Annotated in this window: 14 protein-coding genes; 7 read left to right on the forward strand and 7 right to left on the reverse strand. The window is 68.3% G+C overall.

Annotated elements, in window-relative coordinates:
* Positions 1–78 precede the first annotated feature (78 nt).
* The gene (locus BJ987_RS25895) at positions 79–831 is read left to right on the forward strand and encodes a hypothetical protein (protein WP_209895054.1); all 753 of its coding nucleotides are present in this window, start codon (positions 79–81) and stop codon (positions 829–831) included.
* Here the strand turns inward: BJ987_RS25895 and BJ987_RS25900 are convergent.
* On the reverse strand, positions 828–1,889 hold the full coding sequence (locus BJ987_RS25900) for a DNA polymerase domain-containing protein (RefSeq protein WP_209895056.1): 1,062 nt from the start codon (positions 1,887–1,889) through the stop codon (positions 828–830). The genes BJ987_RS25895 and BJ987_RS25900 overlap by 4 nt on opposite strands.
* Positions 1,886–2,968: an ATP-dependent DNA ligase gene (locus tag BJ987_RS25905; RefSeq protein WP_209899084.1), complete on the reverse strand. Its 1,083-nt coding sequence runs from the start codon at positions 2,966–2,968 to the stop codon at positions 1,886–1,888. The genes BJ987_RS25900 and BJ987_RS25905 overlap by 4 nt, the downstream gene beginning before the upstream one ends.
* Positions 2,969–3,227: 259 nt before the next feature.
* Between BJ987_RS25905 and BJ987_RS25910 the strand changes: the two genes are divergently transcribed.
* Positions 3,228–3,401, forward strand: coding sequence for a hypothetical protein (locus BJ987_RS25910; RefSeq protein WP_209895058.1), 174 nt, complete (start codon positions 3,228–3,230; stop codon positions 3,399–3,401).
* Between the two features lie 42 nt (positions 3,402–3,443).
* On the opposite strand, the gene BJ987_RS25915 is transcribed toward BJ987_RS25910, so the two are convergent.
* The 4 genes from BJ987_RS25915 to BJ987_RS25930 all read right to left on the reverse strand — a co-directional run bounded on the left by BJ987_RS25915 (position 3,444) and on the right by BJ987_RS25930 (position 6,056).
* On the reverse strand, positions 3,444–3,836 hold the full coding sequence (locus BJ987_RS25915) for a cold-shock protein (protein ID WP_372446889.1): 393 nt from the start codon (positions 3,834–3,836) through the stop codon (positions 3,444–3,446).
* An 82-nt stretch (positions 3,837–3,918) separates the two neighbouring features.
* Positions 3,919–5,019 carry an SPFH domain-containing protein gene (locus tag BJ987_RS25920; protein ID WP_209895060.1) on the reverse strand — a complete coding sequence of 367 codons (1,101 nt, stop codon included), beginning with the start codon at positions 5,017–5,019 and terminating at the stop codon, positions 3,919–3,921.
* 28 nt (positions 5,020–5,047) lie between these two features.
* Positions 5,048–5,272: an NfeD C-terminal domain-containing protein gene (locus BJ987_RS25925; protein ID WP_209895061.1), complete on the reverse strand. Its 225-nt coding sequence runs from the start codon at positions 5,270–5,272 to the stop codon at positions 5,048–5,050.
* Positions 5,273–5,357: 85 nt separating this feature from the next.
* Complete coding sequence (locus tag BJ987_RS25930; protein WP_209895063.1) at positions 5,358–6,056, reverse strand: TetR/AcrR family transcriptional regulator; 699 nt, start codon at positions 6,054–6,056, stop codon at positions 5,358–5,360.
* 189 nt (positions 6,057–6,245) lie between these two features.
* On the opposite strand from BJ987_RS25930, the gene BJ987_RS25935 reads away from it, so the two are divergent.
* The 3 genes from BJ987_RS25935 to BJ987_RS25945 all read left to right on the forward strand — a co-directional run bounded on the left by BJ987_RS25935 (position 6,246) and on the right by BJ987_RS25945 (position 9,120).
* Positions 6,246–7,175: an alpha/beta fold hydrolase gene (locus BJ987_RS25935; RefSeq protein WP_209895065.1), complete on the forward strand. Its 930-nt coding sequence runs from the start codon at positions 6,246–6,248 to the stop codon at positions 7,173–7,175.
* Between the two features lie 110 nt (positions 7,176–7,285).
* Complete coding sequence (locus tag BJ987_RS25940; RefSeq protein ID WP_209895067.1) at positions 7,286–8,716, forward strand: SDR family NAD(P)-dependent oxidoreductase; 1,431 nt, start codon at positions 7,286–7,288, stop codon at positions 8,714–8,716.
* A 20-nt stretch (positions 8,717–8,736) separates the two neighbouring features.
* On the forward strand, positions 8,737–9,120 hold the full coding sequence (locus BJ987_RS25945; RefSeq protein ID WP_209895068.1) for a DUF2784 domain-containing protein: 384 nt from the start codon (positions 8,737–8,739) through the stop codon (positions 9,118–9,120).
* Positions 9,121–9,179: 59 nt separating this feature from the next.
* On the opposite strand, the gene BJ987_RS25950 is transcribed toward BJ987_RS25945, so the two are convergent.
* Positions 9,180–9,935 carry a thioesterase II family protein gene (locus BJ987_RS25950; RefSeq protein WP_307869757.1) on the reverse strand — a complete coding sequence of 252 codons (756 nt, stop codon included), beginning with the start codon at positions 9,933–9,935 and terminating at the stop codon, positions 9,180–9,182.
* 84 nt (positions 9,936–10,019) lie between these two features.
* Here BJ987_RS25950 and BJ987_RS25955 point away from each other — a divergent pair, with 84 nt between their 5' ends.
* The gene (locus BJ987_RS25955; protein ID WP_307869758.1) at positions 10,020–11,366 is read left to right on the forward strand and encodes a CoA transferase; all 1,347 of its coding nucleotides are present in this window, start codon (positions 10,020–10,022) and stop codon (positions 11,364–11,366) included.
* A gap of 166 nt (positions 11,367–11,532) precedes the next feature.
* A complete protein-coding gene (locus BJ987_RS25960) occupies positions 11,533–13,017 on the forward strand; it encodes an MFS transporter (protein WP_209899092.1) in 1,485 nt (494 codons plus the stop codon).
* Positions 13,018–13,021 lie beyond the last annotated feature (4 nt).

Below are 13,021 nucleotides of genomic sequence, written 5' to 3' on the forward strand. Positions count from 1 at the left end.
TATTGTGGGTCGAAATCGGGGCGGGGTTCGGTTAAGCCCGAGGCACCTGCGCGAATGGTTCATGCGAGAGGGACCTTGATGGCACGGACACAAGAGTGGCAGCGCGAGCGACGGCGGCAGGAGCTACCGGAGGAAGACCGCTGGGAGCGCGATGTCGCGGCTGCCCGCGGTGACCAGCGCTGGCCGCAGGTGCAGCCGGAGGATCTCGAGTTCGGCGAGGAGCGCCGGCCGATCGTCAATCCGTATGCCGTGGTCGCGCTGGTGGCCGCGTTGATCATGGTGTTCCCGGTGGCCATCGTGTTCGGCATGATCGCGTTCACCCACCCCAAGGGCAAGAGCATGGCGACCTTCGCCCTGTTGCTGGGGTTCGCCGAAGCGGCGGCGGTGGCGGGGCTGGTGTTCATGTCGGGAAACACGTTGGACGACTTGATCTCCAAAACCGACGGTGCCGTGACCAGTCAGTCGATGACGGCCCCGCAGAGCAGCGCCGTACCGCAGAGCACCGCGGCCCCGTCGACCGTCGCACCACCCACCACCACCGCGGCGTCGAGCGCACCGTCCACTACCGCCGCGGCGGTGCGTAAGGGTGCGGCCTGCTCGGAATCGCAGGCCGGGCTGATCGGCTCGGGTTCCGACGGCGGCACACTCCTGTGCCTGTCCAAGTCCGGTAAATACGAGTGGTCGGGGCCGTACAACGTCGGCACCGGCCGCTACACCGAGGGCGAGACCTGCGATCCGTCGATCGCCAAGACCGGCCGCAGCGCCGAAGGCCGCGCGCTGGTCTGCGAGGCGAGCGGCGGCGCCGGCACCTGGGCCCGCTGGACCTCCTAGGAGCTTTCCTTCTTGGCCTTGCTCGGCTGCACGCGCGGCGGCTCGTTCGGCATCTTCGGATAGACCGGCGGCCAGGGCGCGTCCATCAATCCCGCGGCCATATCCCGTTCGGACATCTCCAGCAACGGTGCGATGGATTGCGGTGTGCGATCACCCCAGGGATCACCCGATTCGGCCACCCGGGCCGGCACGGTGGCGATGGTCAACTCCTCCGGTATCACCGCGTCCAGATCGGACCAGGCGATCGGCGTGGAGACCTGCGCGCCGACCTTGGGCCGCACGCACCACGCGCCGAAAACCGTGCGGTGCGGGGCATTCTGGTTGAAGTCGACGAACACCCGGTTGCCGCGCTCCTCTTTCCACCAGGACGCGGTGATCTGCTCGGGATGCCGGCGTTCCAGCTCCCGAGCCAGCGCCACCGCGGCCGCACGGACCTGGTAGCCGTCCCAGTTCGGTTCCAGCAGGGCGTAGATGTGCAGGCCGCGCGACCCCGAGGTCTTCACCCGCGAGTCGATGCCGAGTTCGGCACACAGCTCCCGGGTGCATACGGCGGCGAATTTCAGATCGTCGAGGGTGATACCGGGCGACGGGTCCAGGTCGATTCGCAGCTCGTCGGTGATGCCGGTGGGCGGGAGTTCGGTCCCGGCGGCATCGAAGACGGGCGGGGCCGTGCTGCGCGCTTCCGCGCCCGCATGTGTTGGCCAGACGTGAAACCCCAAGCAGCCCTGGTTGACCGCCCAGAGGATATGCGCGAGATCGTGGGCGACGAGCGCGTCGCTGGTGGTGCCGTTGGGCGTGGACACCTCCACGGTGTGCAGCCAGTCCGGCGCCGTCTTCGGCACCCGCTTCTGGAACCACGATTTGCCCGACGCCCCATCGGGATAGCGTTCCAGCAGCAGTGGCCGGTCGCGGACGACGCCGAGGAACGGCTCCGCGACCGCCTGGTAATAGCGCACCAGATCGAGTTTGGTCTCGCCACGTTGGGTGAAATACACCTTGTCCGGGTTGCTGATGGCGACGGTGCGGCCGTCGACCTCGAGCTCGATCGACGCGCTCATTTCCTCGCCTCACTGAAGATGGCGCTCAGCTCGGCCGGTGCGACCTCTTCGAGCTGGGCGTAGGTGCACGATTCCGGTGTGCGGTCGGTACGGAACCGAACCAGCCTGCCGCCGTGCCGAAGTCGCCCCGACTGCACGTGTTCGTAGCGCACCTCGGCGACCAGTTCGGGACGCAACGCCTCCCAGGACAGATCCTTGCCGCCGGTCCAGCGGCTCACCCCGCCGGGCATCTTGCCGTCGGCCTTGGCCTGGGCCGCCATATCCGCCCACTGCCGCCACGGATGATTCTCCAACGCGTTCGCGCGCAACGGCTTCAGCTCGTCGACGAGTTCCGCGCGCCGAGCCTTGGTGAAACTACTGGCGACGCCGACGTGGTGCAGGTTGCCCTCCTCGTCGAACAGCCCGAGCAGTAGCGAACCCACGCCCTCGCCGTCCTTGTGCCAGCGGAACCCCGCCACTACGCAGTCGGCGGTGCGCTCGTGTTTGACCTTGAGCATCACCCGCTTGTCCTGCAGATAGGGCTCGGCGTCGGCCTTGACCATCACACCGTCGAAACCCGCGCCTTCGAAACGCGTGAACCAGTCCTGCGCGACCGCCGGGTCCTGGGTGATCGGGGTGAGGTGCACGCGGGCCGGCTCGGTGTCGAGAATGGTCTCCAGCAGCCTTCTGCGCTCGGTGAACGGCTCCTCGGTCAGGTCTTTGTCGCCGAGGGCGAGCAGGTCGAACGCGACGAAGCTGGCGGGCGTCTCGGCGGCGAGCTTGGCGACTCGCGAAGCGGCGGGGTGCAGCCGGTTCTGCAAGGTGTCGAAATCCAGGCCCTCCTCGGTGACCACCACGATCTCACCGTCCACCACGCACTTCTCCGGCAGCGCCTGCTTCAGCAGTTCGGCGACCTCGGGGAAATACCGGGTGAGCGGGCGATCGTTGCGGGAGCCGAGTTCGACCTCGTCGCCGTCGCGGAACACGATGCAGCGGAAACCGTCCCATTTCGGCTCGTAGCTGAACCCGGGGCCGGTCGGCACGGCCGGCGCCGACTTGGACAACATCGGTTTCACGGGTGGCATCACCGGCAGATCCACGCGCTCCTCCTCGGATATCGGTGCGTCATCACCCATGTCGACGTCGTGAGCGGCGCACATTCATCGGTGCGTTTCGCTCGATCGTATGTGCCGGGTCCGACAAGTGCGCCGAGAACGCGCTGCCGTCCCCTGGCTAATCCGAGGAAAGAGCTATCTACCGGCGCCGATGCGGCCAGCGCGGGAAGATGGCTAACCTGGACTGCGGTAACGCTCGAGAACTCTTCGATATGCGCGGCGACGCGCAGAAAGGCGGTTCGGCATGGCGCACCACAAGTCGGGGCTGATGGGCACCGCACTACGCACCCTCGCGGTCACCGGTATCGCGGCGGCGGCCACGAAGTTCCTCAAGAAGCGGCAGGCGGACAGCCGGGCCGCGGAACGACAGGAATTCTCCAGGCTCGCCTCGACCAGGCGGACCGTGGCCTCCCACTGACCCGCGCGGCACGGTTGGCCGGGGTCGCGCCCGACGCGGTGCTCAGTCCAGCCAGCCGTGCTGATCGGCGAAGGTGGTCAAGCGATCCCGGATGGTGAGGATCTCCCCCGCGGTCAGCGCGGGGCTCGCGTCCAGCAGGAGTTCGGTGATCAGGCGTTTGTGCTCGGCGGCCGTCAGACCCGCGGTGGCCGTGCGGTCTTTCTTGTGGCGGGGCGCGGGAGTAATCGGCTGACCGCCGACAGCGCTCAGATTGACCGCCTTCGGCCCGCGGTCACCCTCGGTGACATCGAATTCGAAAACCCGGCCTTGGCGCAGTTCGTCTTCGTCGAGGCCGATGTCGTTCACGTGCACGAATACATCCGGGCCGCCGTCTTCCGGCCGGATGAACCCGAAACCCCGAGAACTGTCGAACGACACCAATTTCCCGATGGACACCAAAACACCCGCTCCTCGCCGCGCCGTGAACTCGCTCTACCCACCCCCGGCCGGCTCCGCCGACCGACCGTCCCCCAGCACTTTAGCTCCGATTTTCCTCGTCGTTGTTCGAAAGCGCCTTTTGCAGCGAGTTGAAGACGGTCAATCCCTGACCGACCATTCCGTTCACCATTTCGCTGACGCCGTCGGGTCCGTTGAGCACGGTGAGATTGGCGTTCGACAGTCCGACCGACGCCTGCTTGACGATTTCCGGCAGCTGCTCGATCAGCAACTGGTCCAGTGCGATGCGGTTGTTCGACGCCGCCGCCTCGGCCTGGATCCGGGTGCGATCGGCCTCGGCCACCGCGAGAATGCGCACCCGCTCGGCCTCCGCCTCGGCCGGTTTCACGATTTCGGCCTGCAACTGCTGCTCGCGCAGTTCCGCCTCCTTGCGCGCCTGGGCGGCCTTCGCGGTGAGCACCTCCTGCAGCGCGATGGCCTGGGCCAGCGGGCCCGCCTGCGCCGCTTCGGCATTCGCCTTGTCGATATCGCGCTGGTACTGCGCCTTCAGCACGGCGGTTTCCCGGGCGTATTCGGCCCGCCGGCGCTCTGATTCCTGTTCGGCTTCGGCGGCGCGCTGCGCGGCCTGCGCCTGAGCGATCTGCGCGTCCCGCTGCACCGCCGCGTTGTGTGGCGCGGCCAAGGCGTTGATGTAGCCGAGGTTGCCGTCATCGATGGACTGGATCTGGAACGAATCCACCCACAGCCCGATATTGCCCATTTCGACCTTGGACGCGATGAGCACCTCGTCGGCGAGCTTCTGGCGTTCCCGGATGATCTCCTCGACCGTCATCGAGCCGACGATGGACCGCAGATGACCGGAGAAGATGCGCCCGGTGAGCACCGACATCTCCTGCTCCTGCTCGGAGAGGAACCGTTGCGCCGCGTTGACGATCGACTGCGTGTCGTTGGCGACCTTGAAGGCGATCACCGCGCGGACATCGAGCTGAATCGCCTGCTTGGTGACGCAGCGCTCCCTGATCTCGGACTCGAACATCGCCAGTGACAGATATCTGACCTTGCGGAACAGCGGGACCACCCAGGCGCCGCGTCCGATGATCACCTTGAACGGCGCGTTGTCCTTGACCTTGGCGCCGCTGACCAGCATCGCCTCGTCCGGATCCGGCACGTGATAGCCCAGCACCAAAATCTCCCTTAGCCGAAGTGCGCATCTATATTTCCGTCGAACCCAGCTCGATCCAGGGCACCACGTCGACGATGCGCCCCGGATTGACCGAAATGATGAGCACGGTAGCCCCCGCCGGAATCGGCTCCGTAGCACGCGCGATGTACAGTTCCGTCCCCCCGCGAATCGCCACCAGGACCTCACCGAGCATCCCGGCTCCCCGGATCGGCGATGTCAGCGTACCCGTCAAGCCCGCCACGGGGTCGTTCATCGCAGGGAACTCCTCGCCTCGGCGCCGAACTGCCAGCGTACGTGCGTCGCAGGGGTTTTCGATACCCGGACAGCGCCGGGCGGGATCAGCCCACGCCGTGGCCGGACCGGTCGACCGCGTTCAGCAGGGTGAGGACGGGGGTGTCGGGATCGGCCGCGATGCCCTGGCGCCGGAGGAAGCCCTCGACCAGACCCCAGACGAATTCGCCTGCCTGCTCGACGAATTCGGCTGTGCGCGCGGGTTCCGGGCGGCCGGCGTCACCGAGCCACAGGTCGGTGAGCGACACCACTACCCCGACCACGGCACGGGCCAGATAGTCGATCCCCGCCGAATCGATACCCAGCGATTCGGCGATTTCGCGCGCCCGGACGGCGAAGCGGCTCGCGGCGGCGCGGCCCAAATCGAATTGCAGCGCCGAACCGCCGGACGGCTGGGTGACCTGCGCCCGCCCGAGGAAGCGAAAGACGTTGGGGTGCGCCAGAATACTGTCGGCGTAGGCGGTGAGCACACGAGCCACGGCGAGCCTGGGCGGCTGTAGGATCAGCGTCAGGTCGCTGCCCGCGGCGGTGGCGGCGGATTCGGCCAGCCGGTTGCCGATCTCGGTGTAGAGATCGGCCTTGTCCGCGAACCGGCGGTAGAGCCGGGGTTTGGTGATGCGGGCCTCGCGGGCGATGTCGTCCATGCTCGGGCTCGGGCCGTCGCGGTCGAGCAGGCGGATCGCCGCGTCGACGATCTGCGCGCGGCTGATGGCCTCCGATGCGGATCGGCCGGTGGAGCGGGGCACGCCCGGAGCGTACCCGTACCGGCGGTACGCCTCCAGATTTCACCCGAATCCGATGCCGCACCACGGCGTGACCCAGGTCATATCAGTCGAGCAGCCGAGCTATTGATTCAGGACATCCGCACTGTCACTATCAACGAGCGTACCGGCGGTACGACACGCACGCGCCGGCCCATCGATCGAGGCAAGAACATGAGCGAACGCACCCCACGGCCCGGCACCCATCGCCCGCGGCGACAGACCTCGGTGCCCGTAGCGAACGGCGAAATCGCCGTGTACGAATGGGGCGATCCGGCCGGCGAACCACTGGTTCTCGTGCACGGCCTGTCCGACACGCACCGGGTGTGGGCCGAGGTCGCGGCGCTGCTCGCCGACGGCTTCCGCATCATCACCTACGACGTGCGCGGGCACGGCCGGTCCGCGAAACCGGTTGCGCTGCGGGAATATCGGCTCGATCGGCTGGCGTCGGACTTCTTCGCCGTGCTCGATGCCGTGAGCCCGAGCCGCCCGGTGCATGTCTGCGGGCACGGCTGGGGCGCGGTGCAGGCGTGGGAGGCGGTATGTGACGAGCGCGCCAACACCCGCATCGCCTCGTTCACCGCGATCTCCGGCCCCAACCTCGATCATGTCGGAATGACGTTGCGCGAGTTGGCCGCTCACCCCACGCGAACTGTACAACTGGTCACCGACCGGAAATTCTGGCGGCACGGTCCCGCCTCGGCGCAGACCGCCGCACGCCGGCTCGCCTACCCGCCCCGGGTGCGAACCTGGCTGATCGAACGCCTCGGCGGCATCCCGCGGGCCTACGCCCCGATCGCGCCGACGCTGCGCTCGGATCTGGTCGCGGGCGTCCGCATCGCGCGTGCGAATCTGGCCCAGCACCTGCTGTGGCCGCGTGTGCGCCGGACCGCGGTGCCGGTACAGCTGGTCGTCGACACCACCGATGTGCTGGTACCGCCGTTCCTGTACTTCGGCAGCGCCCGATGGGTGGATCGCCTGTGGCGCTGCGGGATTCCGGCCGATCACTGGCTGCCCTCGACCGAACCCCTGCTCGTCGCCGAGGCGATCGCGAACTTCATCGAGGACCTGCACGACAGCGACAACGCCCTCAACTCGGGGTGACCTAGGTCATTCCGTCCCGGTGGCAGAGGTGCCCGAGCTGGGAGCCCCGGCGGTGGTTTGCGAGAATGGGTGGTCGATTGCCCAGCTCACGAAGGACTCCTCTACCCGCGATGGCCGAAAGCAGTATCGATTCCACCGAGCTCGCGACCTGTCTGCGGGTGCTCGAACAAGCCGGGCAGCTCGACAAGGACCATCCGGATTCCCTCGCCGTACAGCGGGCGGTCGGGCACATGTTCAAGAAGCTCAAGCAGCGCCGCCGCACCGAGGCCCGCGCGGCGATCTCCCAGGCGGACCGTGCGGTGGTCGCGGCCACCGCCACCGGTTCACCGAAGCGGATCGACGACGAGACCGCCGGCATCCCGCTGAGCTCGAACGCGGCTGGCGCGAGCGCGGGCGAACTGCTCCGGGCCCGCCCCTGCTACATCTGCAAGGAGCGCTACACCCGGGTCGACGCGTTCTACCACCAGCTCTGCCCGGACTGCGCGGCCGACAGCCACACCAAGCGCGACGCCCGCACCGACCTGTCCGGCAAGCGGGCCCTGCTCACCGGCGGGCGCGCGAAGATCGGCATGTACATCGCGCTGCGGTTGCTGCGCGACGGCGCGCACACCACCATCACCACCCGCTTCCCCAACGACGCCATCCGCCGCTTCGCCGCCATGGACGACAGCGGCGACTGGATGCACCGGCTGCGCATCGTGGGCATCGACCTGCGCGATCCGGCGCAGGTGGTCGCGCTCGCCGACGACGTGGCCGCCCAGGGCCCGCTCGACATCCTGATCAACAATGCCGCGCAGACCGTGCGTCGCTCGCCCGGCGCCTACAGCGCCCTCGTCGACGCCGAGAGCGGTCCGCTGCCGGTCGGCGCGCTGCCCGAGATGGTGACCTTCGGTAAGACCATGCAGGCGCACCCGACCGCCCTGACCGCCTCGCTCGCGCCGACCCTGACCGCCGCCGATGTCGCCGAACTCGCGTTGGTCGCGGGATCGGCCACCCCGGAACGTATTTCGGCCGGTATCGCGATCGACGCGGGTGGGCTGGTCCCCGATCTGGCGCACACCAACAGCTGGGTGCAGACCGTCGGCGAGGTCGATCCCACCGAACTGCTCGAGGTGCAGCTGTGCAACTCGGTGGCGCCGTTCATCCTGGTCTCGCGCTTGCGTCCGGCCATGGCGGCGGCGCCGGCGCGGCGCAAGTACATCGTGAACGTCTCCGCCATGGAGGGCCAGTTCTCCCGTGCCTACAAGGGCCCGGGGCACCCGCACACCAATATGGCCAAGGCGGCGCTGAACATGCTGACCCGCACCAGCGCCAAGGAGATGTTCGACGAGGACAACATCCTGATGACCGCCGTCGACACCGGCTGGATCACCGACGAGCGCCCGCATTACACGAAGATGCGCCTGGCCGAGGAGGGTTTCCACGCGCCGCTGGACTTGGTCGACGGCGCGGCCCGGGTGTACGACCCGATCGTGCAAGGCGAGAACGGCAACGACATCTTCGGCGTCTTCCTCAAGGACTACCGGCCCTCCCCCTGGTGAAATCCGCCTAAGCTGGAGCTGTGCTGTACCGGCTGATGGCCGACGCCACGGCGGCCGCGCATTTCGCGTTCGTGGCCTATGTGGTGGTGGGCGGGTTCTCGGCGTGGCGCTGGCCCCGCACCATGTGGCTGCACCTGATCGCGGTCGGGTGGGGCTTCGGCACGGTGCTGATCGGGTACGACTGCCCGCTCACCTATGTCGAGGACTGGGCTCGACGGCGAGCCGGGCAGGAGGGACTGCCGTCCAGCGGGTTCATCGATCACTATCTGACCGGCGTGATCTACCCCGATTCAGCGCTCGGCCTGGTACGCGGTCTGGTCGCGGTCTGCGTCGTGGTTTCGTGGGCGGGTTTTGCCTGGCGACTGCGCGAGTCGAGAACACCGGCGGGTTCGCCCGGCCGCTAGGCGAGACCGAACCGGCGCACCGAATCCGGCCTCGCCCCCGAGAGGTGTTGCCGTGGAGCTCATCTCAGCGTTTCGATGATGACTTCGGCGACCGCCGCGGACTGCTCGTCGAGGTAGAAGTGGCCGCCGGGGAAGGTGTGCAAACGGAATTTTCCCATGGTGTGGGCGCGCCACTCGGCCGCCTGATCCTGGCTCGTCGTCGGATCTTCGGTGCTGACCAGAGCCTCGACGTCGCAGTTCAGCGGGTCGGCCGAGCGATGGAGGTAGGTTTCGACCGCCTGATAGTCGGTGCGGACAGTCGGCAGGACGAGTTCGGCGAGCGCGGGCTCGGCACGCAGGATGGCGACCGAGGCGGGATCGTCGGCCAGCCGTTCCAGATCACCGATCAGCGCGTCGTCGGAGGCCAGATGCAAGCGGCCGGGTTCGGCGAAAGTCGGTGCGGGGCGGCCGGATACGAACAGGGTGCCGATCTCCTGCCCGCCGCGTTCCAAGCGGACGGCGGTTTCGTAGGCCACGGTCGCACCCATGCTGTGCCCGAACAGCGACAGGCCAGCGAGTGGCGCCTGCCGAAGTAGTTCCGCCGCAATGTGATCGGCGAGTTCGTGCAAGTCCCCGATGGCCGGGTCGCCCAGCCGGTCCTGGCGGCCGGGCGGCTGCACCGCGGCCACCGAAACGCCGGACCCGAAGCGGCGCGCCAACTCTCGGTACGCAACGGCCGAACCGCCGCCGGGCGGAAAGCAAACCAGCTGATGGCGCGGCGCCGGATCGGCTCGCAACACCCGCAGCCAGTCCGTGCCGGTGATCGCCTTGTCCACGTCCCAGTCCTCCTGTTCAAGAAAGTAACACGCAAGCATTTCACCAACCCCCGACAGACGCGCGGCACGACTAGTGTCGACCAGGTGATCGCGCATGCACGACTGGTCCACGACTACGAAACCGGAATCGGGGTACCCGGCTCCACTATCGCCCCCGGCCCCGATCCCGGCAGCAATCTCGCTGCGACACTTCCGGTCTGGGCCCTCGCCGCTGGATCGGTGTCCGCGCTCACCGCGGCCGCGAACCGCCATCGGCAGGCGAATCGGCTGGCGCCGGTACAACATCGGATCGATCCGGGGCGGATCAACGCCGCCTTCCGCAGCGACGATCTGTTACGGGTGGACGGCCGTCAGGTGCCCATGTTCGGCGACCTGTCCGGCTTCTTCCCCACCTTCGACGGCTGGGTCCGCACCCACGCGAACTATCCGCACCACCGCGCCCGGCTGCTGGCCGCGCTCGGCCTGCCCCCCGAAGCGCCGGAGGATCTCGCGGTCGCGATGCTGGCGATGACCCGGGCCGCCGATATCGAGGAGAACGCGGCCGCGGTCGGCGCCATCGCGGTGCGGGTGCGCACCGAAGCGGAATGGGCCGCGGAGCCCCAGGCGCAGGCGTCGGCCGACGGACCGCTGGTCGCGATCGAGCCGCGCACCGATCGCGCGGCGCCCCGATACCGGTCCGACCCGACCCCGTTCCAGCCGCTGCGCGGCGTCCGGGTGCTGGACCTGACCCGAGTGATCGCCGGGCCGGTCGCGACTCGTGCGCTGGCGCTGCTGGGGGCGGAGGTCTTGCGCATCGACCCACCGCAGCTGCCGGAAATCCCCTGGCAGTACCTCGACACCTGCCAGGGCAAACGCTCTGCGCTGCTCGATCTCCGGGCGCAGTGGGGCACTTTCGACGAATTGCTCGCCTCCGCCGACGTGCTGGTCACCGGATACCGCCCGGGTGCGCTGGAACGCGCCGGCCTCGATATCGAGGTGCGGCCAGGTTTGGTCCACGGCCGGATCTGCGCCTGGGGCGAGTCGGGCCCGTGGGCCGAGCGCCGCGGCTTCGACAGCATCGTGCAGGCGGCGACCGGAATCTCGATCACCGAAGGCGCGCCGTCGGTGCCGGGCTCGCTGCCGGCCCAGGCGCTCGATCACGCCTCGGGCTACCTGCTGGCCGCCGGAATCATCGACGCGCTCGTCGCCCGGGTCTTCGACGGCATCGGCCGTGACGTGCGAGCGTCCTTGGCGCGCACCGCCTCCTGGCTGTTGTCCGCGCCGGACCGTAGCCCGCGCCACTCGAACCCTACCCCGCCGAGCCTGGCCGCCGCCGTCTACCGCGGCAACACCATCACCGCCGCTCCGGCTCTCGCCGAGTACCCCGACTACCTCTGGCCCGCGCCCGAGTACGGCGGCGACGAGGCCGCCTGGCCGGTCTACAGCCGCTAGCGCGAGAGCGGGCGCGCGGAAAATACTTTGCGCAACCTGTCGGTGGGCGATGAGATGGTGATACATCAGGCCATCGAAGGGAATTCTTGTGTCCACCACCAGCGATCACACCTCTGGTGCCGCCGTGGTCGCGCCACGCGCCGGACGCAAGGAATGGGTCGGGCTGATGGTGCTGGCCCTGGCCTGCCTGGTCTACTCGATGGATCTGACCGTGCTGCACCTGGCGGTCCCGATGATCAGTTCGGATCTGCATCCGACGAGTTCGCAGCTGTTGTGGATCATCGATGTCTACGGGTTCATGGTGGCGGGACTGCTGATCACCATGGGCACGCTCGGCGATCGGATCGGGCGGCGGCGAATACTGCTGGTCGGGGCGGCGTTGTTCACCGTGGTGTCGATCGTGGCGGCGTTCGCGCCCAGCGCCGAGACCCTGATCGTGTGCCGGGCACTGCTCGGAATCGCGGGGGCGACGGTCGCGCCGTCCACGTTGTCGCTGATCTTCAACATGTTTCGTGATGCCCGGCAGCGGTCGGTGGCGGTCGGTGTGTGGGTCGGCGCGTATTCGACCGGTGGCGCCGTGGGCCCGATCTTCGGCGGGTTCCTGCTGCAGAACTTCTGGTGGGGCTCGGTTTTCCTGCTCGCGGTGCCCGTCATGGTGCTGCTGCTCGTGCTGGGACCGAAGGTTTTGCCAGAGTTCCGGGATCCGGCGGCCGGCAAGCTGGATCCGCTGAGCGCGGCGATGTGTGTGACGACGATGATCGCGCTGGTCTTCGCGATGAAGAAGATCGCGCAGGACGGCTTCGGCCTCGCCGCCGTCGGCGCGCTGATCGCCGGCCTCGTGCTCGGTGCGGTGTTCGTGCGGCGGCAGCTCACCCACGCCGATCCGATGCTGGATCTGCGGTTGTTCCGGTTGAGCACGTTCCGGATCGCCCTGCTGATCAATATGATCGGCATCTTCGTAGCGTTCGGCTACTTCCTGTTCGTGGCCCAGTATTTCCAGCTGGTGCTGGGGATGACACCGCTGGCGACCGGCTTGGTGATGGCTCCCTCGGGTATCGGGTTCATCGTCGGCTCCCAGCTGACGCCGCGCGTCGTGCGCGTGGTGCGGCCCGCCTATCTGATCGGCGGCGGGATGGCGCTGGCCGGGGTCGGATTGCTGATGATGACACTGCTCACCGCCGACGGCGGCTACGGAATGGCAATGGCCGCCTCGGTGGTCTGTTCGCTGGGGCTGGCACCGGTATTCGGCATCACCACCGAGATCATCGTCGGCTCCGCGCCGCCGGAGCAGGCCGGCGCGGCTTCCGGTGTCTCCGAGACGGGCGCCGAACTCGGCGGCGCGCTGGGCATCTCGATCCTGGGGAGCATCAGCGTCGCCATCTACCGCGGCGATCTCGCCTCGGCACTGCCCGCGGACTTGCCGCCCGAGGCCGCCCGATCCGCCCGCGACACCCTCGGCGGGGCGGTCGACGTGGCCGCCGGATTGCCCGGCGCGCTGGGTGATTCGGTACTGCGGGCGGCACGGGACGCATTCCTGCACGGTGTGCATCTCACCGCCGGCATCGCCGGTATCGCCGCGCTGGTCATCGCGGTGGTCGCGTTCCGTCGGCTGTGGTCGCTGCCGCCCGGGGATTACAGCAGCGAAGACTGACGGG

This window comes from Nocardia goodfellowii, assembly GCF_017875645.1.
Taxonomy (GTDB): domain Bacteria; phylum Actinomycetota; class Actinomycetes; order Mycobacteriales; family Mycobacteriaceae; genus Nocardia; species Nocardia goodfellowii.

Coding starts and splice junctions, on each gene's coding strand:
- BJ987_RS25895 (WP_209895054.1), top strand. CDS start 79: ATGGCACGGACACAAGAGTGGCAGCGCGAGCGACGGCGGCAGGAGCTA.
- BJ987_RS25900 (WP_209895056.1), bottom strand. CDS start 1,889: ATGAGCGCGTCGATCGAGCTCGAGGTCGACGGCCGCACCGTCGCCATC.
- BJ987_RS25910 (WP_209895058.1), top strand. CDS start 3,228: ATGGCGCACCACAAGTCGGGGCTGATGGGCACCGCACTACGCACCCTC.
- BJ987_RS25925 (WP_209895061.1), bottom strand. CDS start 5,272: ATGAACGACCCCGTGGCGGGCTTGACGGGTACGCTGACATCGCCGATC.
- BJ987_RS25935 (WP_209895065.1), top strand. CDS start 6,246: ATGAGCGAACGCACCCCACGGCCCGGCACCCATCGCCCGCGGCGACAG.
- BJ987_RS25940 (WP_209895067.1), top strand. CDS start 7,286: ATGGCCGAAAGCAGTATCGATTCCACCGAGCTCGCGACCTGTCTGCGG.
- BJ987_RS25960 (WP_209899092.1), top strand. CDS start 11,533: ATGGTGCTGGCCCTGGCCTGCCTGGTCTACTCGATGGATCTGACCGTG.